A 24,721-nucleotide genomic window follows, 5' to 3' on the forward strand; every position below is an offset into this window, starting at 1 on the left:
CGTACCCGTGTGGCGACCGCACACCACGTGCTGATCGCCCCGCCGGAACGAAAGCGCTCAGAACGTACCGCGCTGGATGAAGGGCGCCTGCTGGTAGAGCCGTCGTTCGCCACCGCGCGGGTCGTTGTCCATCCGGCTCGGCACATCGAACAGCAACGTGTCGCGGTGCTGCAGCGAGTACTGGCGCCAGCGTGGCAGGCCGCGATGATTCGGGTCGCCACTGCGTGCGAAGGCGAGCAGCGCCTCGCTCATCTGCTCGGCCATACGCTGCGCAGCGGCGCCGTCGCCGGTGCGCGAGCCGGGCTGCGCAATGGTGTCGAAGACCAGCGGGATATCCAGCGTGTGGAAGGCGCCGAACTTGCCGCCGTCCAACGGCGAGCCCCAGTCCAGCTGATACACCCAGGTCGGTGCGCCCTGGCGTGCACGCGCCTCGGCCTCCTCGACCGCGCCGCGCCACGAGCGGCCCGCCGTGGTCGCGGCAAAGAACACGTCCGATGGCGAGTACTGCGGATACAGCCGGCGATATTCGGCAATCACCACCTGCGGCAGCAGGTCGACGTACTGCTGGCTTTCCAGCCTGGCCGGCAGCTCGTCCCAGCTCAACGCAAAGTTCTTCGCGTCGTTGCCGAGAAACGCGCGCGTCTCGTCGCGGGTATTGCCGATCACCAGCGGAATCCTGGCCGATTGCAGTGGCGCGGTCGGCCAGAACGGATGCACCGGCACATTGCGTGCATCCAGCACCGGGCCGAAGTACAGCGCGCTGTTTTCCACCCGCGAGGGGTCGCGCAGTTGCGCGGCAGCCAGCAGCTGCGCAACCGGCAGCGTGCGGATGCGCGCAAGCTCGCCGGGCGCGAGTTTCAAGGCATCCAGCAGCAACTGCGCACGCTGCGTGGCCGCACGCGGGCCGGCCACGGTGACCTGCTGCCCGCTCATGGTCCAGGCACGGTGGAACAGGCCACGCGCGGCCGGCATCGCCATCAGGGTGGCGATCTTGGCGCCGCCACCGGACTGGCCGAACACGGTGACATTGCCGGCATCGCCGCCGAATTCGCCCGCGTGCTGGCGCACCCACTGCAGTGCCTGGATCAGGTCCAGCTGCCCGGCATTGCCGGAGTCGGCAAAGCCGGCATCGCCCAGCTGCGCCAGCGACAGGTAGCCGAACAGGTTGAGCCGGTGATTGACGGTGATCACCACCACATCGCCGCGTTTGCATAGACGCACGCCGTCGTACAGCGGGTCGCTGCCGGAGCCGGTGGTGTAGCCGCCGCCGTGGATATAGAACAGGATCGGGCGCTTGCCGCCATCGCGCAGGCCCGGCGTCCATACGTTGAGGAACAGGCAGTCCTCGCTGGTGGGTTCGCTGGCCTTGAGCTGCGGCGCAGCCGCCGCGTAGGCGCTGGCATCGCGCACGTCCTGCCATGGATTTTCCGGCACGGCTGCCTGGAAGCGCCGCGCGGCGGTATCGCCGCCGTACGGGATGCCCTTGAACACGCAGATGCCCTGGTCGCGATGACCGCGCAAAGCGCCGCCACGCACGCGTGCCAGCGGCGCGCTGGCCTCGCGCGGCGGCGGCGGGACGGCGGTGCCAGCAAAGCCGGGGAGCGCTGCGGCGGCAGTGGCGAGCAGGCCGCCACGCAGCAGCGTGCGTCGGCGCGCGTCGGGAGTGGACGGCGCTGTCATCGCGCCACGTCCTGCGCCGGTCCCGATGCAGCTGCCGGCGGCTGCGCCTTGGTGACATGCGCGATCCAGGCTTGTGCCAGCTGCGGCCAGGCGGCCACGGTCAGGCCGCTGCCGCTGGCGGTGCCGAAGCCATGGCCGCCCTGCGGGAAGACGTGCAGCTCGCTCGGCACGCCGGCGCGCAGCAGCGCGTCGTGCATCAGCATGCTGTTGCGCACCGACACCACGGTGTCGTCCTGCGCATGCAGCAGAAAACTGGGCGGGGTGCGCGCATCCACATGCAGTTGCGGCGAATACGCGCGCACCTGCGCATCGGCTGGACTGCTGCCGAGCAGGCGCTCGCGCGAGCCCGGGTGCGCGTTGGCGCTGTCCATGTCGATGACCGGGTAGATCAGCAGCGCAAAATCCGGCCGCGCGCTCAGTGCATCGGCCGCATCCACCTTGGGGTAGACCTGCGCGGCGTAGCGGGTGGCCAGGCTGGCGGCGACATGGCCGCCGGCCGAGAACCCCATCACCCCGACCCGCTGGGGGTCGATGCCGTAGCGGGTGGCGTTGGCGCGGATCAGCCGCAGCGCGCGCTGTGCATCGGCCAGCGGCACGTCGGCGCCGTTCGGGTGGCCTTCGCCGGGCAAGCGGTAGCGCAGCACGAACAGGGTGATGCCGGCCTGGTCGACGAAGCTGGGCACCAGTGCGCTGCCCTCGTTGTCGAGCACGATGCGCTGGTAGCCGCCGCCGGGGGTGACCAGCAGGGCGGTGCCGTTCGGCCGCTTGGGCCGGTAGACCACCAGGTAAGGCGTGCTGATCTGCTGGATGTAGCGATCGGGCAGGGCCGGGTCGCTGCTGCGTTGGACGATGCGCTGTGGCTGCTGCAGCGGCTTGTCACCCGGTGCCATCCCCTTGGGCCATAGCAGGATCCGGCTGGCCTGCTCGGCTGCGGTATCGGCGCCGGGCACCTCGGCCGCCAGCACTGGTCCGGCCAGCAGCGCTCCCGCCATCACCACCACCGTCATGCACCGGCGCATGACGCTCGAAAACGCGGCAAACACACGCGTCTGGCTTGTCTGTTCCATCCACCCCTCCCAGGGTTGCTTCGTTGCTGCGGCCAGTTTTGCCGCACTGCACATTGCCAATGACACCGGTTTACCATATACAGCACACCGTGCCACTGTCGATTGGCAGTGCAACAAAAACACCTATCAGGGAGACACCCTTGAGCAACGACGCCGCCACCCCACCATCCTCCACATCCTCGCTGTCGCAGATCGCCCAGCGCTTTGTGGAGGCACGCCGTGCAGGGGCATCGCTGCCGGACTTTCCAGGGCAGATCCCCGACGATCTGCTCACCGCCTACCAGGTGCAGGATATCGCCATCAGCCAGTGGGACGACCAGGTGGTCGGCTGGAAGGTGGGCTATATCGCCGCCGAGCGCCGTGATGCATCGGGCGACGAGCGCCTGCTGGGCCCGATCTTCTCGCACAAGCTCTGGAATGCTACCGGTGGAACAACCGAATTCCCGATCTACGAAGGCGGCTTCGGTGCGGTCGAGGCCGAGTACGTGCTGCGCCTGGACGCAGACGCGCCGGCCGAGCAGACCCACTTCACTCCTGACCAGGCGGCGCAGCTGCCGGCCACGCTGTTCATCGGCGTGGAAATCGCCAGCAGTCCGCTGGCGACCATCAACAAGCTAGGCCCGCGCGTGGTGATCTCCGACTTCGGCAACAACAACGGCCTGATCCTGGGGCCGGAAGTGACCGATTGGCTGGCGCGCGACGAATCCGCGCTGACCGCCGAAACCCTGATCGACGACCAGCTGGTCGGCACCGGCGGGGCCACCACGCTGCCGGGCGGCTTGCGCGCGGCCTACGCATTTGCGCTTAGTCGTTCGGCCCGGCGCGGGCGTCCGCTCAAGCGCGGTGATCTCATCGCCACGGGCAATGCCACCGGTATCCATGACATCGAAGTGGGACAGCATGCCCTGATTCGCTTCGCCGGCATCGGCGACATTTCCTGTACGGCTGTGTCCGCCAAGTAACGCCGGACCCAGTGACCAGACGCTTGGGAGGGCGCCAATGATCACACGCAGACATTTCCTCGGTGCCGGGCTCGGTGCCGCCGCCGCCGGCCCCTGGCTGGGCGCGGGTGCCACCACGCCGATCCCCGGCGGGCAGCTGCTGACCGCCACCGACGTGCATGTCGGCGACTACCCTACCGTGGAGGCGGTGCGGTGGTTCGGCAAGCAGCTGGAGCAACGCAGCAACGGCCGGCTCAAGCTGCGCCAGTACCACTCCGGCCAGCTGGGCCGCGAGTCCGAGGCGATCGACATGGCGCGCTTTGGCGCCATCGACATCACCCGGGTGTATTCGGGCGCGTTGAACAACACCTTTCCGCTGACCCAGGCGCTGTGCCTGCCGTACGTGTTCGACTCGGTGCCGCATCTGCGCCGCGCCATCGACGGCCATGTCGGCGACAGCGTGCTGCGCAGCTTCGAGCAGCGCGACCTGGTGGGCCTGGCGATCTACGATTCCGGTGCGCGTTGCTTCTACAACACCAAGCACCCGCTGCACCGCCCGGAAGATCTCAAGGGCCTGAAACTGCGTGTGGCCTCGTCGGACATCTTCCTCAAGCTGATGCGCATGCTGGGTGCCAACCCCACCCCGATGTCGCTGGGCGAGACGTTCTCGGCGATGGAAACGCACATGATCGACGGTGCGGAAAACAACATGCGCAGCTTCCAGTCCAGCCGGCACTTCGAAGCCGCGCATTACTGGTCGCAGAGCGAGCATTCCTATGCGCCGGACATCCTGGTGATGTCGCGGCAGAGTTTCGAATCGCTGCGCCCGGACGATCGCGCCCTGGTGGTGGAACTGGCACGCGCCTCGGTACCGGTGATGCGCACTCTGTGGGATGCCTCGGAGACCGTGGCGCGCAAGCAGGTGATCGATTACGGCGTCAAGCTCAATCAGGTCGACATGCCGGCGTTCCGCGCCGCCGCCGCGCCGCTGCTGGCCGAGTACCGCAAGCAGCCGGAGATCGAAGCGCTGTACCGCCGCATCCGCGATTTTGCATAGAGGTGACCCGATGACCGAACCCGAGACCGTCGCCGTCCCGGTCCCGCCGTTGCAGCGCGCGCTGGACCGCGTTTCCGATACCGCCGTTGGCGTGGCATCCATCGCGCTGCTGGGCCTGGTGGTCGTGCAGGGCTGGCAGGTGTTCACCCGCTACGTGCTCAACGACTCGCCCAGCTGGACCGAGCCGGTGACGCTGCTGTTGCTCAGCACCGCCCTGAGCCTGGGCGCGGCCGCCGGCGTGCATACCAACCGCCACTTCGGCTTCTATTTGCTGGGCGAACACGTGCCGCCGCTGGTGCGCAGGGTGTTCGACCTGATCCGCCCGTTGATGATCATGTCCATCGGTGCGGTGCTGGCGTGGTGGAGCGCGGCGCTGCTGCTCGATGGCCTGGATATCAAGATGGCCGGCGCGCAGATGCCACAGAGCATCAACTACCTGCCGTTGTCGATCGGCGGTGCGCTGATGGTGATCTTTGCCTTGTACAAGCTGTGGCGTGTGCTGCGCCCGATCCAGGCCGGAGGAGTGCGCTGATGGGCATTGCGATGTTGTTGGGAACCTTCGTGGTGCTGCTGCTGATCGGCGTGCCGGTGGCGTATGCGCTGGGCGCGGCCGCACTGGCCACGCTGCTGTATCTGGACCTGCCCACGGTGGTGCTGGTGCAGCAGATTTCCGCCGGCAGCGGCTCGGCCTCGTTGATCGCCATCCCGTTGTTTATCTTCGCCGGCGAGCTGATGCTGCGCGGCGGTATCTCCGAACGCCTGATCGCGTTGGCCTCCTCGCTGGTGGGGCGCGTGCGTGGCGGCCTGGGCCAGGTCAGCGTGCTGTCATCGCTGTTCTTCGGCGGCGTGTCCGGCTCGGCGATCGCCGACGTCTCGGCGGTCGGCGGCACCATGATCCCGCAGATGATCAAGCGTGGTTACGACCGCGACTACGCGGTCAACGTGAGCATGACCGCCGCGCTGGTGGCGTTGCTGGTGCCGCCTTCGCACAACCTGATCCTGTTCTCGGCCGCGGCCGGTGGCGGGCTGTCGATCGCCGATCTGTTCGCGGCCGGTATCTTCCCGGCGCTGCTGATGACCGCGGCGATGATGGTCACCGGCTATGCGGTGGCGCGCCATCGCGGCTACGGCACCGAGCCGTTCCCCGGCTGGCGCGCAGTGGCGCTGCGCATGATCGGCGCGTTGCCGGGCCTGGGCCTGGTGGCGTTGATCTTCATCGGTATCCGTGCCGGCATCTTCACCGCGGTGGAGAGCGCGGCGATCGCGGTGGTGTACGCCTTGATCGTCACCGCGCTGCTGTATCGGCAGCTGCGGTGGGCCGAGTTCTTCGCCGCGGTGACGCATGCCGCGCGCACCACCGGCGTGATCCTGTTCGTGATCGCCACTGCGGCGGTGTTCGGCTGGTTGCTGGCCTACCTGCAGGTGCCGGCGGCGGCGGTGAAGTTCCTGCAGGCCATCGCCGACAGCAAGAACACGGTGCTGCTGATGATCGTGGTGATGCTGTTGCTGCTGGGCATGTTCATGGACCTGGCGCCGAAGATCCTGATCTGTACGCCGATCTTCCTGCCGGTGGTCAAGGCCTACGGCATCGACCCGATCCACTTCGGTCTGGTGATGGTGCTGGCCGGCGGCATCGGCCTGATCACCCCGCCGATCGGCTCGGTGCTGTTCATCGGCACCTCGATCGGGCAGATCACCATCGCCCAGAGCATGCGCACCATCTGGCCGTTCTGGCTGGCGGCCCTGGGTGTGCTGCTGATCGTGGCGTTCTTCCCCGAACTGTCGCTGTGGTTGCCACGCGCGCTGCGCGCGTAAGTGCCCGCGATCCCGACTGCGTCCGTCAGGCGGGCGTCGTCGGTGCGTGGCAGCGGCCTGCACGGCGCATGCGATGCGATGTCCGCACGCCGCGCCTCGCTCGACAAACGCCTGGCGACGTTACCGGCGCGCTGCCCGGCGTCGTTGCTGGCAGGTAGTTCCGCCCTCATCCAGGCGGCCGACGCTCCAGGCGCTGGCCGCCGCATCGCCCCGCCGTGCGGGGACTAGGAGCAAGCATGCGTGTGCGTATCGCTTCAACCCGTTTGCGTTGGCTGCTGGCCGGCGGCCTGCTGCTGTGTGCCGGGCTCGCTGCCGCGGCCGACTGGAAGCGCGGCCTCGAACACCAGCGCATCGCCGACCAGGGCGACGGCACCTTCCTCAACCCGGTACTGGCCGGCGATCACCCCGACCCGTCGGTGCTCAAGGACGGGCAGGACTACTACCTCACGCTGTCCTCGTTCGACGCCTACCCGGGCCTGCCGATCTGGCATTCGCGCGATCTGGTCAACTGGCAGCCGCTGGGCCATGCCATCACCCAGAACGTCGGCGCGATCTGGGCGCCGGACCTGATCAAGCACGGCAAGCGCTACTACATCTACTTCCCGGCGCGCCGTGGCGACCAGGGCGAGCGCAGCAACTTCGTGGTCTGGGCCGACAACATCGCCGGCCCGTGGAGCGCGCCGATCGACATCGGCCTGGGCAAGTACATCGACCCCGGCCACGCAGTGGGCGAGGACGGCAAGCGCTATCTGTTCCTGAGCGGTGGCGATTACGTGCAGCTCTCCGACGACGGGCTCAAGGTGGTCGGCACGCCCAAGCACGTCTACGACGGCTGGAAATACCCGGAAAGCTGGGACGTGGAAGGCTACGCGCAGGAAGGCCCCAAGATCACCCGCCACAACGGCTGGTACTACATGACCACCGCCGTCGGCGGCACCGCCGGCCCGCCGACCGGGCACATGGTGATCACCGCGCGTTCGCGCTCGATCCACGGCCCCTGGCAGAACGCGCCCAACAACCCGATCACCCGCACCAGGAGCGCTGACGAGCCGTGGTGGTCGCGCGGCCACGCCACGCTGGTGGAAGGCACCGACCAGCGCTGGTGGATGCTCTACCACGGCTACGAACACGGCTACTGGACGCTGGGCCGGCAGGCCTTGCTGGACCCGATCGAGTGGACCCCGGACGGCTGGTTCGTCGCCAAGGGTGGCGACCTGGGCACGCCGCTGAAAAAGCCCAGCGGGCAGGCCTTGCCGCATGGGCTGGCGCTGTCGGACGACTTCCGCGCCAGCACGCTGGGCCCGCAGTGGGCGTTCTTCAACCCCGCCGCCGACGAGGCCAAGCGGCTGCAGGTCGGCGATGGTGTGTTGCGCCTGCAGGGCAAGGGCAGCGCCCCGCGCAACGCCTCGCCGCTGACGGTGATCGCCACCGACCAGGCCTACCAGTTCGAGGTGCAGATGACCGTGGCGCCGGGCGGGCAGGGCGGGGCGCTGCTGTTCTACAGCGACAAGCTCTATGCCGGCGTGGGCAGCAATGGCGAGAACTTCGTCATGCACCGCTACGGCGAGGAACGCCCCGGCACGCTGGCCCCCAGTGCGACCGGTGGCACCTTGTGGCTGCGGGTCACCAACAACCGCCACATCGTCACCATCCACAGCAGCACCGACGGCACCACCTGGACCAAGTACCCGGTGCAGATGGAAGTGTCCGGCTACCACCACAACGTGGCCGGCAAGTTCCTGGCACTGAAACCGGCGCTGTATGCCGCCGGGCAGGGCCAGGTGGAGTTCCGCAACTTCCGCTACCGCGCCCTGGACTGACCGTTCTGCATCGCCGGGCATGCCGCGGCACTGCCGGCTGCGGCGTGTCCTGCACGGCGGGTCCGGGGTGGCGGCAGGCTTCGCTCAGGTCTGCCGGCCGTCTGGCCGGTAGAATCCAATCAACTTCACTGGTTGACCGCTATGCCCGCCCGCAAGATGCCTGAAGAGGGAATGCCCGGCCTGCCGAAGGGCAAGGTAGCCACGATCAACGACATCGCGCGGATGTCGGGCGTGTCCAAGAAGACCGTGTCGCGGATCATCAACAACTCGCCGCTGGTGCGGCAGGACACCCGCGAGAAGGTCGAGGCGTTGATGCGCGAGGTCGGCTACGCGCCCGACCCGCTCGCGCGCGGGCTGGCGTTCCGGCGCTCGTTCCTGATCGGCATGGTCTACGACAACCCCACCGCGCAGTACATCGTGGACATGCAGTACGGCGCGCTGGACGCGCTGCGCGGCTCCAGCTTCGAGCTGGTGGTGCACCCCTGCGACAGCCGCAGCCCCGGCTACATCGAAGGCGTGCGCCGCTTCGCCCAGGCGCAGAAGCTGCACGGCGTGATCCTGGTGCCGCGCGCCTCCGAGGACCAGGCGCTGGCCGACATGCTGGCCGAGATCGGCTGCCGCTACACCCGCATCGCTTCGGTCGCGCTGGACACCACCTCGCAGACGGTGATCACCCACGACCGCGACGGCGCCGCTGAGGCCGCCGATTACCTGCTCTCGCTCGGCCACCGCGACATCGCCCTGGTCACCGGCCCCAGTGCCTACCGTTCCTCGATCGAGCGCACCTCCGGCTTTGCCGACGCGCTGACCCGGCGCGGCATCGAACTGCCGCCCGAGCGCATCGTCGAAGCCGGCTACACCTTCGAATCGGGCGTGGCCGCGGCCGAAAAGCTGCTGCTGGGCAAGAAGCGCCCCACCGCCATCTTCACCGGTAACGACGAAATGGCCGCCGGCATCTACAAGGTCGCGCTGCGCGCCGGCATCAGCATCCCGCGCCAGCTGTCGGTGATCGGCTACGACGACAGCTCGCTGGCCTCGCGCCTGTGGCCGCCGCTGACCTCGGTGCGCCGCCACACCCGCGACACCGGCCGCACCGCCGCAGCGATGCTGATCCAGCCCGACAACGCCCCGCAATTGCCCACCGCCAGCGTGCGCCCGCACCTGATCGTGCGCGATTCCTGCCAACCGCCGGAAGATTGAGCGAGGTCAAAGCCCAGGCAAGGGGGACGCCAGGCGAGCAACAAAGCCCCTCTCCCGTCGGGGCGAGAAGGCACGGCTTGCGCGCCATGGGCGCGCGTGCCTTGGAGCGCCCGCGCCGCCAGCGCGGGCCGGGGCGCGGGGCGGGGCGCGGGGCGGGGGTGGGGGCGGCAGACAGCCATCTGAGAAAGCTCAGCCATGAGCTGAGGGCACATAGGCCTCCACCCGACCAATCAAGCCCCGCACCCAACACCACGTGCAGCCTCGTCCCCTCATCCGGCGCCATGCGCCACCTTCTCCAGAGGGGAGAAGGAATTCCCACGCTGCCACGCCGCCATGCGGCTATCGTGCACTGCGCAATGACACCGGTTAACCAGAGCCGGTAGAATGGCCTGGTGCAAGCCAATCCCCCCGCGCTTGGCACCGGAGATCGCGCATGTCCCTGTACTGCAAGACCCACTACGCCACCCATCCCGACGCCATCAAGGGCGCCAGCAACGACGACCTGCGCGAGCTCTATCTGCTCGATGGCCTGTTCGTCGACGATGCGGTCACGCTCAAATACACCCACTACGAGCGCTTCGTGCTCGGTGGCGCAGCACCGCTCGGCACCACGCTGGAACTGCCCAGGCAGACCGAACCGGCGTCTGCCGCCGGCCATCCGTTCCTGGAGCGCCGCGAGCTGGGCATCCTCAATGTCGGCGCCGGTACCGGCAGCGTGACCGTGGACGGCACCGTCTACACGCTCGGGCCGAAGGATGGCCTGTACGTGGCGATGGGCAGCACCGATGTCAGCTTCGCCTCGGACGATGCCGCCACCCCGGCCAGGTTCTACCTGGCCTCGACACCGGCGCATGCGCGTTTCGAGACCAAGCAACTGTCGATCAAGGATGCCGTGGCGCTGGAGCGAGGCGCGCTGGAAACCAGCAACGAGCGCACCATCTACCAGTACATCGTGCCGACCACCTGCCAGTCCTCGCAGCTGTTGCTGGGCCTGACCGTGCTCAAGCCGGGCAGCGTCTGGAACACCATGCCGCCGCATCTGCACGACCGCCGCAGCGAGGTGTACTTCTATTTCGATCTCGGCGCCAACGACCGCGTCTATCACTTCATGGGCGAGCCGGACGCGCAGCGCCACATCGTGATCCAGAACAACGAAGCGGTGGTGTCGCCGCCGTGGTCCATCCACATGGGCGCCGGCACCAGCAACTACGCCTTCATCTGGGCGATGGGCGGCGAAAACCTGGATTACACCGACATGCACGTGCTGGACATCTGCCAGCTCAAGTAAGGCCATGCGTGCCGGGCAGCACCGCACTCACCGCGTCGATGCGCTAGCGCCATCAACGCGCCAGTTCCACCCCATGCCAGCGGCCGCGCATCGCGCGGACGCACGCACTCATCCAACGTGGCACACCCAGCAGGAGCGATAAGGTAATGAGCAATCCGTTCAGTCTCGAAGGCAAGGTCGCACTGGTCACCGGTGCCAACACGGGCTTGGGCCAGGGCATCGCGTTGGCACTGGCGCAGGCCGGCGCCGATATCGCCGCCGCCGGCATCCAGGCGCCGACCGAGACCGAGGAACTGGTCAAGGGACTGGGCCGCCGCTTCGTCGCCATCCAGGCCAACCTGATCAGCGTCGAGCCGGTCGAGCGCATCCTCAAGGAAACGCTGGACGGCCTGGGTCGCCTGGACATCCTGGTCAACAACGCCGGCCTGATCCGCCGTACCGACGCGGTGGATTTCAGCGAGCAGGATTGGGACGACGTGATGAACGTCAATCTGAAATCGGCCTTCTTCATGGCGCAGGCCGCCGGCCGCCATTTCATCGCTCAGGGCAGCGGCAAGATCATCAACATCGCCTCGATGCTGTCGTTCCAGGGCGGCATCCGCGTGCCGTCCTACACCGCCAGCAAGTCCGGCATCGCCGGCATCACCCGCCTGCTGGCCAACGAATGGGCCAGCAAGGGCGTGACCACCAATGCCATCGCGCCCGGCTACATGGCCACCGACAACACTGCCCAGCTGCGTGCCGACCAGGACCGCAACAAGGCCATCCTGGACCGCATCCCGGCCGCGCGCTGGGGCGTGCCGGCCGACCTCGGCGGCACCGCGGTGTTCCTGGCCAGCAGCGCCTCGGACTACGTCAACGGCGCCATCATCCCGGTCGACGGCGGCTGGCTGGCACGCTGAGTCAAACCCACCCGGTGCCTTCTCCCTCCGGGAGAAGGTGCCCGCAGGGCGGATGAGGGCCGGCATGCACGTACATGACCAGACGCGTGCCGCAGCTCCGACAAGTTCTTCAGCACCTGATCGCTTACCGACAAGGCACCTGAAAAGCGAAGCAAGACCGCATCCAGGCGCGCACACCCAATCCAATCGCACAGTCCACACAACTTCCCCAACCAATCGGAGCATCCCCATGAAAATCGCACTCATGAATGAGTTCAGTCAGGCCGGCAAGAACCCGGTGATCCTGCAGCAGCTCAACGACGTCGCCGGCGAGCAGGGCCACAGCGTCTTCAACGTCGGTATGGACGGCGACAACGACCACCGCCTGACCTACATCCACCTGGGCATCGTCGCCAGCCTGCTGCTGAACTCCAAGGCCGTGGACTTCGTCGTCGCCGGCTGCGGCACCGGCCAGGGCGCGATGATGTCGCTCAACGCGCATCCGGGCGTGTTCTGCGGCTATTGCATCGAGCCGACCGACGCCTACCTGTTCGCCCAGGTCAACAACGGCAACGCGCTGTCGCTGGCGTTCGCCAAGGGCTACGGCTGGGGCGCGGAAATCAACGTGCGCTACATCTTCGAAAAGGCCTTCAGCGGCGAGCGCGGCATGGGCTACCCGGCCGAGCGTCGCGAATCGCAGGCCGCCAATGCCGGCATCCTGACCCAGGTCAAGCAGGCCACCGCCAAGTCCTACCTCGACGGCCTGCGCGCCATCGACCCGGAGCTGATCAAGCAGGCCGTGGGCGGCGAGCGTTTCCAGCAGTGCTTCTTCGATAACGCGCAGGACGCCGAGATCCGCAACTTCGTCGCCGGCGTGCTGGGCAAGCCCGAAGCCACTGCAGCAGCTGCGTAATTAGCCACTGCGTTCTAGCCCCTCTCCCGCCGGGAGAGGGGTTGGGGTGAGGGTAAGGCGGAAGACAGCTGCCCTGAACGGGGAGGCTTGAAAGGCTTGAGACGACAGTACGGCCGTCCAACATTTCCTATGCCGCCGCACCCTCATCCGCCCTTCGGGCACCCTCTCCCGATGGGAGAAGGAACAGCGTCGCGCACTTAGCATTTTTACCGGAGCCCACCATGCGTCTGCTGCTGTTCGCATTGCTGCTGCTCTGCGCCAATAGCGCCCGCGCCGACCCACACCGCATCTTTATCGCCGGCGATTCCACCGCCGCCGAATACGGTGCCGAGCGTGCGCCGCAGGCCGGCTGGGGCCAGATGCTGCAGGAGTGGTTCGACCCGGCGCAATGGCAGGTGCGCAATCACGCCAAGGGCGGCCGCAGCACCCGTAGTTTCATCGCCGAAGGGCGCCTGGATGCCATCGCCAAGGACTTCCGTGCCGGCGACGTGCTGCTGATCCAGTTCGGCCACAACGACGCCAAACACGAAGATCCAACCCGCTACACCGACCCGCAGGGCGACTATCAGCAGTTCCTGCGCCGCTATATCGCCACCGCGCGCGACAAGGGCGCCACGCCGATCCTGATCACGCCCGCCGCCCGTCTGCTCTACGACTTCGGCGCGCTGCTCGACACCCACGGCCGCTACACCCTGGCCATGCAGCAACTCGCCGCGCAGGAACACGTTGGCCTGATCGATCTCAACGCCAGTTCCAGCGACTGGATCCGTGCCCTCGGCGAACAGGCGGCCAAGCCGTACTTCCTGTTCGTTCCCGAACAAGGCAAAGCCGACGGCACCCACTTCAGCCGCGCCGGCGCCATCGCCGTGGCGTGCCTGGTCGTGCATGGCTGGGTGCAGTTGCAACCCGCTCTCACGCCACAGCTGCGCCGTGATGCCGATTGCGGCGCTGCTCCCGACACCGCCATCCAACGCGCGGCGCAGGCGCATCCCTCGCTGGTGGTGCACGAACGCGATCTCGCCCGCCCGCAACCCGGCCCGCATGGCGGCGCCGGGCCGACCACGGCGTATCCGTTCTTCGCCGACGCACCGCAGTTGTCGTTCGTGCTGCGCAAGCGCGTGCTGCACAAGGGCGCAGGCATTGGCCTGCATCTGCACGACAAGGACGAGATCTATTACATCGTCAGCGGGCGCGGGCTGTACGCGCTGGACGGCAAGCAGTACCAGGTGACTGCCGGCGATGCGCTGCTGACGCGCCCGGGCAGCACCCACGCCTTGCAGCAGACCGGCGATGAGCCACTGGTGCTGCTATTGGCCTATCTCGCCAAGCCGGCAGGCTGAGCCGTCGCCCCGGTGCACCGCACGCGCCGGCACCGCAACTGCGCCGCCCCACCGCTGTACTGCGGTGTCATTCGGTCCAGGCCGGCAGCCATCGCTGCATATTGCGCAGCATGACCTTCGGCATGCTGGCAGGCGGCCTCGACCGGCGGCATGATCGGCCATCCCCAACCGCCCGACGCGCATGAAAACTCCCTGGTCGCTGCTGTGTGTACTCCTCACGCTGGCCGCTGGCGCAGTGGCCAGCCCGGCGCCAGCAGAGCCTGCTCCGGTTGCGCTGGACCTGGAGCTGGCACCGCACGCAGGCGAGGGCGAAGTGAGCACGGTGGAGGTGCGTCTGCGCCTGGCGACGCTTCGCGTTGCGCGCGGCGGCATCGTGGCGCAGCTGCCGATGCAGGTGGAAAACGTGGATACCGCTGCCGAGCACATCGCCGCAATCGAAGCCACCGATGCGCAGGGGACGGTGCAGCTAGCCGGGCGCGCGGCCACGGCGCAGGAAAGCGGTGACCAGGGCCCGCTGCGCGTCTGGATCGCGCCACGCGCGCTCAGCGGCCCGCTCAGCCTGCACTACCGTGTCCCGGCCAATGCGACCCGGCCGCCGCGCGGCCCGGCACCGCCAATTTCGTTCCGCAACGATGACCATGCCTTTTCTGCGCTGTCGAGCATGTTTCTGGCGCTGCCGCCGGAAGAACAAAGCTACGCGCTGACCATTCGCTGGGATCTGTCGCAACTGCCCGACGGCGCCAAGGGAGTGAGCTCGTTCGGCCAGGGCACGGTGCAGGTCGCGCAGATCGACAACAACAGCTTGTCCGGCGTGTTCTTCATGGCCGGGGAGGTTGGACGCTGGCCGGCGGTGCCGCGTGCGGACGGGTTCTCGGTCGCCTGGCAGGGGCAGCCGCCCTTCGATGCGGCCGCGTTGTCCGCGTGGGTGGGCAAGCTGCACGACCAGTTCGAGCTGCTGTTTCCGCAGCCCGAGCCCGCGCCCTACACGATCTTCCTGCGCTACAACCCGGTCAACGCCGGCGGCGGGACCGCATTGAACCAGTCCTTCGTCACCACCTATGGCGAAGGGGACGGGGCCGATCTGGACCTGATCAAGATCACCTTGTCGCATGAGATGTTCCATACCTACCAGCCGCACCTGTCCCGGCACGGGGCCGAGTCCACGACCTGGTTCAGCGAAGGCTCGGCGGTGTTTTACGAGGCGCTTCTGCCGCTGCGATTCGGCTTGCTCACTCCGCAGCAATTCCTGGATACGCTCAACATGACCGCGGCGCGTTACTACACCAATGCGCTGGGAAATCTGCCGAATGCACGCATCGATGAGGGATTCTGGAAGGACACCCGCATCCGCACGCTCGCCTACGATCGCGGCATGTTGTATCTGGCCACGGTCAACGATGCGCTGCGCAAGCGATCGCAGGGCAGGCGTTCGCTGGATGACCTGTTGCGTGCGCTGCTGGAGATCGGGCAGCAGCGCGAGGCAACCCAGGCCGATTGGGAGGCCTTGTTGAAAGCAGAGCTGGGCGACACAGCGGTGCAGGACTTCCACGCCTTCCTGGCCGGAACTGCGCCGCTGCCGGCATCGGATGCGTTCGGGCCGTGCTTCCGCAGGACCAGCAAGCCATTGCGGCGCTACGTGCTGGGATTCGAACCGGCGGTGCTGGCCGAACCCAGGCGCATCGTGCGCGGCCTGATGGCGGAGTCTGCGGCTGCGCAGGCAGGAGTACGCAATGGCGACGAGATCGTGCGGCCGGTGCCGCAGGACGGCATCCAGGGCAATCAGACCCAGCACCTGAAGCTGCGCCTGCGCCGCGACGGCAAGGAATTCGACGTGGACTATCTGCCACGCGGCGAGCAGGTGGACACCTGGCAATGGGAGCGCGTGGCGGGTGTGGACGATGCGCAATGCCGGCTGTGAGTCTGCGCGGCATCGCTTGCCGGCACCTGACCAACGTCGCGCAACGCACACGCACGCGTTGCAGCGTCGGCACCATCGCACTGCGGTGACAGTGCGGCAGAGCTGTCATCAGCGGCTGCAGATTGTCTGGATTGCAGGGCAGGCGGCGAGCCAGTAAGCCTTGCAATTGATCGCGCACGCAGCTGCGTTCCATGGCGCGCTCAGGCCTCGGATACGGCCGGCACCAGCAAACCACTGCACTGCGTAGCAACGTATCAATGCCGCGCATCAGCCTGGCTGATGCGCGTAACCGGGCAGGCGGCATGGATTCGCTTTCGCGTGCAGCGTGGACGGCGCGCGAGCGAGCAGCCTCATGCAGGTGCCTGCTCTGCGACCGGTTGCGACTGCGGAAACGGTATACAGTGGACCGACACTCTCGCAGGCCCGCGCATAGGCATGGATCATCCTGCACTAGCCGCAGCCGTAGCAATTCTCGAACGACAGGTCGCTGCGGGTGCTGAAGCATCGACGATCGCGTCCACCGTCGTGGCGATGTTGCAGCAAATCGACAAGGTGCTGACTCCCATCCTTGGACCGCGCGGTGTCGCGGCGCTGTTCAAGCGTGCGCTGTTTCTGACCAAGGACGAGTTTCCGTGGTTGGACGAGGCCTTCGCTGCGGTCGAGGCGTCCGATGACCGCAATGCGGTCGAGACCGTCGGCGTGGTGCTGCGTCAACAGCGTACGGAGACGGCCGCCGCTGGCGGCGCTGCCTTCGTGCACACCTTCCATGCGGTGCTGGTCAGCATGATCGGCCCAACCTTGACCGAGCGCTTGTTGCGTTCGGTCTGGGTCACTTTTTCCAGCGGATTTTCCGCGCAGGACATTCCATGAGCAGCAAAGTCGCCATCCACTGCCTGCAGACCGGCGTACCCGGGCTCGACGAGGTGCTGGGTGGAGGGTTGCCCGAATTTTCGTTCAATCTCATCGCCGGCCCGCCCGGATGTGGCAAGACCACGCTGGCGCATCAGCTGATGTTCGCACTGGCAACGCCGGAGCGTCCTGCACTGTATTTCACCGTGCTGGGTGAGCCGCCGTTGAAGATGCTGCGCTACCAGCAGCAGTTCGACTTCTTCGACGCCGAGGCGATCAACAGCGCGATCCATTTCATCAATCTGTCCGAAGAAACCCTGGCCGGTGATCTGGACCAGGTGCTGCTGCGCATCGTGGCCGAGGTGCAGGCGCATCGGCCGGCGATGGTGTTCGTGGATTCGTTCCGTTCGGTGGTGCTGGCCAGCAATGCCGACGGCAACGTGCACAACAACCTGCAGCGTTTCGTGCAGCAGCTGGGCATGCTGATGACCAGCTGGCAATCCACCACCTTCCTGATCGGCGAGTACTTCGTGGAGACCGATGCCAACCCGGTATTCACGGTCGCCGACGGGCTGATCTGGCTGCGCCAGAGCGTGCAGCGCAATTCGATGGTGCGCAAGGTGGAGGTCATGAAGATGCGCGGCAGGCCGTCCCTGCCGGGCTTGCACAGTTTCCGCATCGACAGCGCAGGCCTGCGCGTGTTCGCCCCCATCCCCAGCGTGGGCGGCCGCCAGGACGCGTTGCCGGCGCACGTGGCACCGCGTCTGGGCATGGGAATCGACGGGCTCGATGCCATGCTCGGCGGCGGATTGCCGCAGGGCTATTCGCTGCTGGTGGCCGGGCCGTCCGGGTCGGGCAAGAGCCTGCTGGCAGCGGCCTTCCTGATCGAAGGCGTGCGCAATGGCGAGACCGGGGTGCTGGCGCGCTTTGAACAGCATGGCCCGCGTTCGCGCATCCCGGCGCTGTCGGCGCTGATCGCCGGGGGGCAGGTCGGGGTGGTGGACAGCCGCGCGCCAGACCTGTCGATCGACGAGATCCTGGCGCTGCTGCTGCAGGAAATCGCGCGACTCGGCGCCTCGCGCGTGGTGATCGATTCGCTGTCCGCATTCGAGCTGGCGCTGGCGCCCACCTTCCGCGAGGACTTCCGCGAATCGCTGTCGCGCCTGGTGGTGGCCCTGGCCGGCACCGGCGTGACCGTGGTGATGACCTCCGAGCTGGAGGACCGTTACACCGATCTGCGCTTCAGCCCCTACGGCACCGCGTTCATGACCGACGCCATCATCGTGCAGCGCTACGTCGAAGTGGACAGCCGGCTGCGGCGCATCCTGGCGGTGGTCAAGGTGCGGGCCAGCGCGCATTCGGACGAGCTGCGCGAGTTCCATATCGACCAGGCCGGTCTGCATCTCGGTGCGCCGTTGCTGCAGCAGGAAGGCCTGCTCAGCGGCAGGTCCACCCGCAAGCCGGCTGCCGCCGACGGCGGATGAGCATGGAGCAGCCGCCCCGCAACGCCGACACGGACCTCGCCAGGCGCGAGCTGTCGGAGCTGCGGCGCCAGACGCGCAGCGTCCGGCGGCAACTGCGGCATCTGCATCAGGATCTGACGAGTCTGAAGAGCCAGTTGCCGTCTGCGCTGCATACCGACCTGCAGGCCGCCAACGAACAGCTGGTGCTGTCCTCGTTGCTGGCGCACAGCAAGCTGGACGACCACGCGCACGCATTGCGCGAAGCGGCGCGCAACGCCAACCGCGATCCGTTGACGCAATTGCCGAACCGCGCGCTGCTGTTCGAGCGGCTGGAACAGTCCATCGTCGCCGCGCAGCACCAGAGCACGCGGATTGCCTTGCTGTTTGTGGACTTAAACGATTTCAAGCGCATCAACGATCTGTTCGGGCACAGCACCGGCGATGAATTCCTGCGCCTGGCCGCGCAGCGGCTCACCGCGGCGGCGGCGCCCTCGGGCATCGTGGCGCGCTATGGCGGCGACGAATTTGTGGTGTTGCTGGACGGTGTCGACAGCCACGATGCGGCCGCCACCATCACCCGCCAGCTGGTGCAAAGCCTGGACACGCCCTGCCTGGTCGGCAAGCACGAGCTGCACCTGGGTGCGAGTATCGGCATCAGCGTGTACCCGGACGATGGCGAGACCGGGATGACGCTGCTGCAGCATGCCGACGATGCGATGTACTGCGCCAAGCGCAACGTCGCGGCGCGTTTCATGTTCTACCGCGATTGCATCGCCTTGGACCTAGAGCATGCCGCTCCGGCGCCGGCCGCTGCCGATCCGCGACCGCTGCCGGAGGATCCGCACGATGCGCTGCGTCAGGCCAACAGCGCCTTGATCCTGGCCGCGCTGAGCGCCCAGCAGTTGCATGCGGCAGCCGAGCAAGGGGTGCAACGACAGAACGAGATGCTGGCCTTCGTCGCGCATGAATTGCGCAATCCGTTGACCCCGATCCTGGTCGCCAGTTCGATGCTCAACAGCCTGCCCGGCGCGGAGTTGCCGCGGATGCGGCACATCATCGAGCACGAGGTGCAGCACATGACGCGCCTGATCGGCGACCTGCTCGATCTGTCGCGCGTGCGCACCGGCAAGCTGCGCATCCTCAAGCAATCCATCGACCTGCATGCGGTTATCGAAGAAGCCGCGGCGGCGTGTCTGCCGCTGATCACAGCACGCCAGCAATCGTTCGCGCTGCGTTTGCCGCCGCAGCCGACCCTGCTGCGCGGCGACGGTGTGCGCCTGTCGCAAGTGCTGCGCAACCTGCTGGACAACGCCTCCAAATACACTCCCGAAGGCGGCCGCATCGGCCTGCAGCTGAGCCTGCACGGCCGCCGCGCGATCATCGTGGTCAGCGACAACGGCATCGGTATCGGCGACGACGCGCTGCAGCGCATCTTCGAGCCGTTCATGCAGGACAACCACGCGATCGGATTCAACGGTGCGGGGCTGGGGATCGGCCTGGCAGTGGTGCGGCAGATCGTCGAGGCGCACGGCGGCAACGTCGTCGCCAGCAGTGACGGGATCGGCAAGGGCTGCACCTTTACGCTGTCCCTGCCACTGGGCCGGCGTCCGCGTAGCCCACGGGTGCCGCGCAGCCAGTGAGCCTGCCCAGGGACGCGGCGGCGTGCGCAAGCTGACGGCGATCAGAGGCGTGCGCCTGGCAATACCTGCAGCGTCGCTGCACAGCGCCCGCGCCTGTGCGGCAGCGAGCGCACGCGTGCTTACGCCTTGTCGACCCCGTAGTGGGTCAGGCCCAGTCGGGCCAGTTCGCCGGAGCGTCGGTAGTAGACCTCTTCCCAGCCATCCACGCGCTGGCGGTCGGTCTCGCTCATCGCATCGAGAATGTCTTCGATGCTGAGCAGGTTGGGGTCTTCTTCCAGGCGTTCGAATACCGTGCCCAGGCCTTCGATCGCCTGGCGCGCCTGCGCTGCGCCCATCGCGCCCAGCCCCTGCAATGCATCACGCCGGGTGGCGGCGTCCCAGCGGTCGAAGTAGCGTGCATAGCCGCTCTCGCTCATGTCCGCATCCAGCCGCGCCAATGCCACCAGCTCGCGCTCGCCCGGCGACAAGGCATCCATGCGTCCGCGCAGCGCGGTCAGTTTGGTTTGCGCGCGTGCGCTGCGGCGGCGCCACAGCAACTCGGGCATGTTGAGCAGCCCCTCATCCGTGGGCGGCGCCACCGCCGGCCAGTTCACTCCGAAGCCGTCGTCGGTGAGCTGCCATTGCGCGCGCTGCGGCGGCGTTGCCTTCAACAACAGCCGCTGCGCCTTGATCGGCTCGTCGATGCGGATGCCGTTGGCCAGGGTGAACAGCAGGCGGGTGTCGTCCAGCTCCAAGCGCCGGATGCGAAGCTGCGTCAGGTCCATTGAGCGAAGGCGGTATGGGGAGGTTTGACCATAGTCCGGCTCGGCGATGGTGTCGAGTCGGTGCAGCCTCACACGTCGCCGTCTGTACTCCAGCCTTCGCCGCTGCCGCGCTGGATGACCCGATCGGTCTCCAGCACCTCCCCGGCCGGTACCTGCGCCTGCTGCGCAAGATCCGCATAGATCGGGGTGAAATCCGGCGCGGTGGCGCTCATCAACTGCGCAAAGCTGTCGATGACGAAGTAGGTCTTCTGGAAGCTGTCGATGCGGTAGCGCGTGCGCATGATGCGTTGCAGGTCGAAGCCGATCCGGTTGGGCGCCGGCGATTCCAGCGAGTGCAGCGATTCGCCCTTCGACGACACGATGCCGGCACCAAAGATGCGCAGTCCCTGCGGCGTGGCGATCAGGCCGAATTCCACCGTGTACCAGTACAGGCGGGTGAGGTTCTGCAGCGCGTCCGCGCCGATGCCGTGCGCCTTGACCCCGCCACGGCCATAGGCCTGCATGAAGTCGGCAAACAGCGGATTCATCAGCAGCGGCACGTGCCCGAACAGGTCATGGAACAGGTCCGGTTCGGCGATGTAGTCGATCTGATCGGGGCGGCGGATCCACCATGTCACCGGAAAGCGCTTGTTGGCCAGATGCTCGAAGAAATCCAGCTCCGGCAGCAGGCCCTGCACGCCGACCAGGGTCCAGCCGGTTGCCGCCTGCAGCACTGCATTGAGCGCATCGAAACGCGGAATATGGGTCTCGCCCATGCCCATCGCATCCTGCGCCTGCAGGAACTCGTCGCAGGCGCGGTCGACCAGCAGCGCGCGCTGGCGGCGATACAGGGTGCCCCAGGTGGCGTGGTCGTCGGCGCTGTAGCCCTCCCACGGCTGCTCGACCACGGCGGTGGTGTAGACCGGCACATAGCCCTTGTCGGTCAGCTGATTCTCGACGCGTTGCGGTGCGATGTTCATGCGGCGGCGGTTCCCGATGATCAGCGCTCACCTTAGCCGGATGGCCGCGCAACGGGATTGCGAATCTTGCGTGTCCGATGCTTCCGGGCGCAAGATTCGTGCGTCACCCGCTGCTGCTGCGCAACATATGGACCAGCCAATCGCCCTGGACCGCACCGATCTGCGCCTGCTCGCGCTGCTGCAGACGCAGGGCCGCAGCAGCAATGCGGAGCTGGCGGTGCAGGTCAATCTGTCGGCCTCGGCCTGCCTGCGCCGCACCCAGCGGTTGGAGGCGGCCGGCATCATCGCCGGCTACGGCGCACGCCTGGATGCCAAGGCTCTGGGGCTGGGGCTGCAGGCCTTCGTGCGGGTGCAGCTGGAGCAGCACGGCCAGGCCGATATCGAACATTTTGCCGACGGCGTGCGCGGCTGGGACGAGGTGGTGGCCTGCTGGGCGCTCACTGGCGACATGGATTACCTGCTGCAGGTGCAGGTGCGCGACCTGGAGCATTTCTCGCGCTTCCTGCTCGACCGCCTGCTCAATGCGACCGGCGTGTCCGACGTCAATTCCAGCTTCGTGCTGCGCACGGTGAAGGCGCCGGAAGGCTTGCCACTCTCGCATCTGGGCTGATCCGGCGAGCTGTGTGAGGCAGGCACACGTGCACTGTGACTTGCCTCTCAAACGATAACGATTTACATTTGCGTAACATCCGGCTGCGCCCGGCATGTCTTCTCGTCGATCCGCCAGCCCGACAGGGCCAGCCAGCTCGTCGCCCGAGTGGGACGCGCCGCGCATGCCTGCGTTTTTTTGCCCGGTGACGCCGCGCGTCCCGCACCGATCGACGAGAACCCTCCAATGCCCGCGATTTCCGCCCCCCTGGCCACGTTGTCCGCTGCCTTGCTGTGCGCGTTGGCGCTGACGCCCTGCGCTGCCCGTGCCGACGATGCCGCCGCCGATGCAAGCGATGCCAAGACGCTGGACCAGGTCAACGTCAACGGCGCGGTGAGCCGCGCACAGCCGGCCACCACCACGCGCCTGCCGCTGACCCTGCAGGAAACGCCGCAATCGGTGAGCGTGATCGGGCTGCAGCGGCTGGAAGAGCAATCGCTGTTCAGCATCGACGATGTGATGCGCAACGTCACCGGCGTCAACGTGTCGTTCTACGACACCCAGCGCCCGCTGTATTTCGCACGCGGCTTCCAGATCACCGACTTCCAGGTCGATGGCCTGCCCACCTACAGCGGTGCGACCAACCAGGAATACGACACGGTCTTCTACGACCGCATCGAGGTGATCCGCGGCGCCAACGGCCTGCTCACCGGCGCCGGCATTCCCTCGGCCACGGTCAACCTGCTGCGCAAGCGCCCGGGCAAGGACTTCGATGCCTCGTTCGCAGTCAGTGCCGGCACCTGGGATTTCCGCCGCATGCAGGCCGATGTCAATGCGCCGCTGACCGAAGACGGGCGCTGGCGCAGCCGCGTGGTCGCGGCCTGGCAGGACCGCGATTACTACTACGACCGGTACCACGACAACAAGATGTCGGGCATGGCGGTGCTGGAAGGCGACCTGACCGACAGCACCACGCTCACCGTCGGCTATCAGCGCCAGGACAATAGCCCGATCGGCTCGACCTGGGGCACGGTGCCGTTCTTCGCCGCCGATGGTTCGCCGGCCAACCTGCCGCGCTCGACCAACATGGCGCCCAAGTGGAGCCGCTGGCAGCGCGAGACCAGCACCGCTTTCGCCAACCTAGAACAACGCTTCGGCGAGGACTGGTTGCTGCGCGTCAACTACGCGCACACCAAGGGCGATGTGCAGAGCCTGCGCGTGTACGGCACCGGCTATCCGGCCGCCGATGGCAGCGGCATCTTTCTGCGCACCGGAGCCGGCGAAACCAGCGACGCGCGCGATGGCGTGGACGTGTACCTGTCCGGCGGTTTCTCGTTGTTCGGCCGCCAGCACGATGTGGTGGTCGGCGGCAGCTGGCAGGATCTGCAGTCGACCTCCTACGGCGTCGCGCAGACCTATCCCGATGACTGGGCGAGCTGCCCTAACGACTTTGGCCCGCCCGAGCGCTGTTATTTCATTCCCAATATCCGCAACTGGGATGGCGATATTTCCGAAGTGACCTATGCGCGGACCGGCCGCCGCAGCGAAGCGCGCACCACCCAGCGTGGTGTTTACGCCTCCACCCGGTTGCGTCTGGCCGACCCGCTGTCGCTGATCGCCGGTGCACGCCTGAGCTCCTGGGAAACCCGCACCCAGGCCTTCGACGCCAGCGGCGCCTACACCGGCACCAGCGGCCGGTACGAGGTGAGCGACGAAGTCACCCCGTATGTGGGACTGGTCTACGACATCGTGCCGGATGTGTCGCTCTACGCCAGCTATACCGAGATCTTCAACCCGCAGAATTACCGCGACAAGGACAACAACCTGCTCGCCCCGGTGGAAGGCTCCAACCTGGAAGCCGGCATCAAGGCGCAGTTGTTCGACGGCCGTGCGATGGCCACCGCCGCCGTGTTCGAGGCCAAGCAGGACAACTTCGCCGTGCGCGACATGACCCAGCCGGAATCCTCGCTGCCGGACGGCAATTCGGCCTACATCGGCATCAATGGCACCAAGAGCCGTGGCTGGGAAATGGATTTCAACGGCGAAATTCTGCCCGGCTGGACCGTCAATGCCGGCTTTACCCACGTCAAGGTGACGCGCCCGCCCACCGATGCGATCTACGCCAACCTGCCCGAAGATTACCTGCAGCTGTCCACCCAGCTGCGCCTGCCCGGCGCCTGGGAGCGCCTGAGCATTGGCGGCGGCGTCAGCTGGCAGAGCGCGGTGCGCGGCTTCAACATCGAGCGCCCCACCGGCGACGGTACCGGCGCCACCACGCCGGTGACCGTGGTGCAGAACCCGTATGCATTGGTGCACTTCAACGCCAACTACCGCATCAGCGAGCAATGGACCGCCACGCTGGCGGTACGCAACGCCTTCGACAAGACCTACTGGGCCAACCTGGATTACCAGAACTACGGCGAGCCGCGGTTTGTCAGCCTGTCGTTGCGTTGGCGCTATTGAGGCGTTGCAGATGAAGCGGATGCGTTGCCGGTAAGGCATCGCGGCCAGGGCCGCTCCTACAGGAGCGGTGCTGG

General features: G+C 67.1%; 20 protein-coding genes. 16 read left to right on the forward strand and 4 right to left on the reverse strand.

The window, feature by feature from the left end; all coding sequences use genetic code 11:
• Nucleotides 1-57 precede the first annotated feature (57 nt).
• Both KHN93_RS00875 and KHN93_RS00880 read right to left on the reverse strand, forming a co-directional pair.
• On the reverse strand, nucleotides 58-1,680 hold the full coding sequence (locus KHN93_RS00875) for a carboxylesterase/lipase family protein (RefSeq protein ID WP_167705020.1): 1,623 nt from the start codon (nucleotides 1,678-1,680) through the stop codon (nucleotides 58-60).
• On the reverse strand, nucleotides 1,677-2,747 hold the full coding sequence (locus KHN93_RS00880) for an alpha/beta hydrolase (RefSeq protein WP_211921568.1): 1,071 nt from the start codon (nucleotides 2,745-2,747) through the stop codon (nucleotides 1,677-1,679). Before KHN93_RS00880 ends, KHN93_RS00875 begins: the two co-directional genes overlap by 4 nt.
• 140 nt (nucleotides 2,748-2,887) lie before the next feature.
• On the opposite strand from KHN93_RS00880, the gene KHN93_RS00885 reads away from it, so the two are divergent.
• From KHN93_RS00885 to KHN93_RS00950, 14 genes are all read left to right on the forward strand, one after another.
• Nucleotides 2,888-3,709 (forward strand): 2-keto-4-pentenoate hydratase, encoded by an 822-nt coding sequence (locus KHN93_RS00885; protein WP_039514172.1) that lies wholly within the window; start codon nucleotides 2,888-2,890, stop codon nucleotides 3,707-3,709.
• Nucleotides 3,710-3,746: 37 nt separating this feature from the next.
• Entirely contained in the window at nucleotides 3,747-4,745 is a 999-nt protein-coding gene (locus KHN93_RS00890; protein ID WP_047124526.1) for a TRAP transporter substrate-binding protein, read from the forward strand.
• A gap of 10 nt (nucleotides 4,746-4,755) precedes the next feature.
• Nucleotides 4,756-5,277, forward strand: a complete 522-nt coding sequence (locus tag KHN93_RS00895) for a TRAP transporter small permease (RefSeq protein ID WP_211921570.1) — start codon at nucleotides 4,756-4,758, stop codon at nucleotides 5,275-5,277.
• Complete coding sequence (locus KHN93_RS00900) at nucleotides 5,277-6,560, forward strand: TRAP transporter large permease (protein WP_211921572.1); 1,284 nt, start codon at nucleotides 5,277-5,279, stop codon at nucleotides 6,558-6,560. The genes KHN93_RS00895 and KHN93_RS00900 overlap by 1 nt, the downstream gene beginning before the upstream one ends.
• A gap of 236 nt (nucleotides 6,561-6,796) precedes the next feature.
• Nucleotides 6,797-8,380, forward strand: coding sequence for a family 43 glycosylhydrolase (locus tag KHN93_RS00905; RefSeq protein ID WP_102581745.1), 1,584 nt, complete (start codon nucleotides 6,797-6,799; stop codon nucleotides 8,378-8,380).
• A 141-nt stretch (nucleotides 8,381-8,521) separates the two neighbouring features.
• Nucleotides 8,522-9,580, forward strand: coding sequence for a LacI family DNA-binding transcriptional regulator (locus KHN93_RS00910; protein WP_024939515.1), 1,059 nt, complete (start codon nucleotides 8,522-8,524; stop codon nucleotides 9,578-9,580).
• A gap of 433 nt (nucleotides 9,581-10,013) precedes the next feature.
• Complete coding sequence (kduI, locus tag KHN93_RS00915) at nucleotides 10,014-10,868, forward strand: 5-dehydro-4-deoxy-D-glucuronate isomerase (RefSeq protein ID WP_104561930.1); 855 nt, start codon at nucleotides 10,014-10,016, stop codon at nucleotides 10,866-10,868.
• Nucleotides 10,869-11,014: 146 nt separating this feature from the next.
• Complete coding sequence (gene kduD, locus KHN93_RS00920) at nucleotides 11,015-11,770, forward strand: 2-dehydro-3-deoxy-D-gluconate 5-dehydrogenase KduD (RefSeq protein WP_016901228.1); 756 nt, start codon at nucleotides 11,015-11,017, stop codon at nucleotides 11,768-11,770.
• A 229-nt stretch (nucleotides 11,771-11,999) separates the two neighbouring features.
• Nucleotides 12,000-12,662, forward strand: a complete 663-nt coding sequence (locus tag KHN93_RS00925) for an RpiB/LacA/LacB family sugar-phosphate isomerase (protein ID WP_039517782.1) — start codon at nucleotides 12,000-12,002, stop codon at nucleotides 12,660-12,662.
• Nucleotides 12,663-12,883: 221 nt separating this feature from the next.
• On the forward strand, nucleotides 12,884-14,002 hold the full coding sequence (locus KHN93_RS00930; RefSeq protein ID WP_104561928.1) for a GDSL-type esterase/lipase family protein: 1,119 nt from the start codon (nucleotides 12,884-12,886) through the stop codon (nucleotides 14,000-14,002).
• 181 nt (nucleotides 14,003-14,183) lie between these two features.
• Nucleotides 14,184-15,920, forward strand: a complete 1,737-nt coding sequence (locus tag KHN93_RS00935; protein ID WP_104561926.1) for a M61 family metallopeptidase — start codon at nucleotides 14,184-14,186, stop codon at nucleotides 15,918-15,920.
• A 435-nt stretch (nucleotides 15,921-16,355) separates the two neighbouring features.
• Nucleotides 16,356-16,790, forward strand: coding sequence for a hypothetical protein (locus KHN93_RS00940; RefSeq protein WP_104554668.1), 435 nt, complete (start codon nucleotides 16,356-16,358; stop codon nucleotides 16,788-16,790).
• Nucleotides 16,787-18,253: an ATPase domain-containing protein gene (locus KHN93_RS00945; RefSeq protein ID WP_104561924.1), complete on the forward strand. Its 1,467-nt coding sequence runs from the start codon at nucleotides 16,787-16,789 to the stop codon at nucleotides 18,251-18,253. Before KHN93_RS00940 ends, KHN93_RS00945 begins: the two co-directional genes overlap by 4 nt.
• Before the next feature lie 2 nt (nucleotides 18,254-18,255).
• Nucleotides 18,256-19,872, forward strand: a complete 1,617-nt coding sequence (locus tag KHN93_RS00950; RefSeq protein ID WP_104561922.1) for a diguanylate cyclase domain-containing protein — start codon at nucleotides 18,256-18,258, stop codon at nucleotides 19,870-19,872.
• A gap of 119 nt (nucleotides 19,873-19,991) precedes the next feature.
• Here the strand turns inward: KHN93_RS00950 and KHN93_RS00955 are convergent, their stop codons facing one another.
• Together KHN93_RS00955 and phhA are read right to left on the reverse strand one after the other, a co-directional pair.
• Nucleotides 19,992-20,636: a DMP19 family protein gene (locus KHN93_RS00955; RefSeq protein WP_039510571.1), complete on the reverse strand. Its 645-nt coding sequence runs from the start codon at nucleotides 20,634-20,636 to the stop codon at nucleotides 19,992-19,994.
• 68 nt (nucleotides 20,637-20,704) lie between these two features.
• Nucleotides 20,705-21,595 carry a phenylalanine 4-monooxygenase gene (gene phhA / locus KHN93_RS00960; protein WP_211921574.1) on the reverse strand — a complete coding sequence of 297 codons (891 nt, stop codon included), beginning with the start codon at nucleotides 21,593-21,595 and terminating at the stop codon, nucleotides 20,705-20,707.
• Between the two features lie 127 nt (nucleotides 21,596-21,722).
• Between phhA and KHN93_RS00965 the strand changes: the two genes are divergently transcribed.
• Together KHN93_RS00965 and KHN93_RS00970 are read left to right on the forward strand one after the other, a co-directional pair.
• Nucleotides 21,723-22,205 (forward strand): Lrp/AsnC family transcriptional regulator, encoded by a 483-nt coding sequence (locus tag KHN93_RS00965; RefSeq protein ID WP_016901223.1) that lies wholly within the window; start codon nucleotides 21,723-21,725, stop codon nucleotides 22,203-22,205.
• Between the two features lie 225 nt (nucleotides 22,206-22,430).
• Entirely contained in the window at nucleotides 22,431-24,647 is a 2,217-nt protein-coding gene (locus KHN93_RS00970; RefSeq protein WP_211921576.1) for a TonB-dependent siderophore receptor, read from the forward strand.
• Nucleotides 24,648-24,721 lie beyond the last annotated feature (74 nt).

It is taken from the genome of Xanthomonas arboricola pv. juglandis (genome assembly GCF_905367715.1).
GTDB lineage: Bacteria > Pseudomonadota > Gammaproteobacteria > Xanthomonadales > Xanthomonadaceae > Xanthomonas > Xanthomonas arboricola.

Bases quoted from the DNA above. Each gene is read 5' to 3' on its own strand.
- KHN93_RS00875 (WP_167705020.1), bottom strand. From the start codon at position 1,680: ATGACAGCGCCGTCCACTCCCGACGCGCGCCGACGCACGCTGCTGCGT.
- KHN93_RS00880 (WP_211921568.1), bottom strand. From the start codon at position 2,747: ATGGAACAGACAAGCCAGACGCGTGTGTTTGCCGCGTTTTCGAGCGTC.
- KHN93_RS00890 (WP_047124526.1), top strand. From the start codon at position 3,747: ATGATCACACGCAGACATTTCCTCGGTGCCGGGCTCGGTGCCGCCGCC.
- KHN93_RS00895 (WP_211921570.1), top strand. From the start codon at position 4,756: ATGACCGAACCCGAGACCGTCGCCGTCCCGGTCCCGCCGTTGCAGCGC.
- KHN93_RS00900 (WP_211921572.1), top strand. From the start codon at position 5,277: ATGGGCATTGCGATGTTGTTGGGAACCTTCGTGGTGCTGCTGCTGATC.
- KHN93_RS00905 (WP_102581745.1), top strand. From the start codon at position 6,797: ATGCGTGTGCGTATCGCTTCAACCCGTTTGCGTTGGCTGCTGGCCGGC.
- KHN93_RS00910 (WP_024939515.1), top strand. From the start codon at position 8,522: ATGCCCGCCCGCAAGATGCCTGAAGAGGGAATGCCCGGCCTGCCGAAG.
- kduI (WP_104561930.1), top strand. From the start codon at position 10,014: ATGTCCCTGTACTGCAAGACCCACTACGCCACCCATCCCGACGCCATC.
- kduD (WP_016901228.1), top strand. From the start codon at position 11,015: ATGAGCAATCCGTTCAGTCTCGAAGGCAAGGTCGCACTGGTCACCGGT.
- KHN93_RS00925 (WP_039517782.1), top strand. From the start codon at position 12,000: ATGAAAATCGCACTCATGAATGAGTTCAGTCAGGCCGGCAAGAACCCG.
- KHN93_RS00930 (WP_104561928.1), top strand. From the start codon at position 12,884: ATGCGTCTGCTGCTGTTCGCATTGCTGCTGCTCTGCGCCAATAGCGCC.
- KHN93_RS00935 (WP_104561926.1), top strand. From the start codon at position 14,184: ATGAAAACTCCCTGGTCGCTGCTGTGTGTACTCCTCACGCTGGCCGCT.
- KHN93_RS00940 (WP_104554668.1), top strand. From the start codon at position 16,356: ATGGATCATCCTGCACTAGCCGCAGCCGTAGCAATTCTCGAACGACAG.
- KHN93_RS00945 (WP_104561924.1), top strand. From the start codon at position 16,787: ATGAGCAGCAAAGTCGCCATCCACTGCCTGCAGACCGGCGTACCCGGG.
- KHN93_RS00950 (WP_104561922.1), top strand. From the start codon at position 18,256: ATGGAGCAGCCGCCCCGCAACGCCGACACGGACCTCGCCAGGCGCGAG.
- KHN93_RS00955 (WP_039510571.1), bottom strand. From the start codon at position 20,636: ATGGACCTGACGCAGCTTCGCATCCGGCGCTTGGAGCTGGACGACACC.
- phhA (WP_211921574.1), bottom strand. From the start codon at position 21,595: ATGAACATCGCACCGCAACGCGTCGAGAATCAGCTGACCGACAAGGGC.
- KHN93_RS00965 (WP_016901223.1), top strand. From the start codon at position 21,723: ATGGACCAGCCAATCGCCCTGGACCGCACCGATCTGCGCCTGCTCGCG.
- KHN93_RS00970 (WP_211921576.1), top strand. From the start codon at position 22,431: ATGCCCGCGATTTCCGCCCCCCTGGCCACGTTGTCCGCTGCCTTGCTG.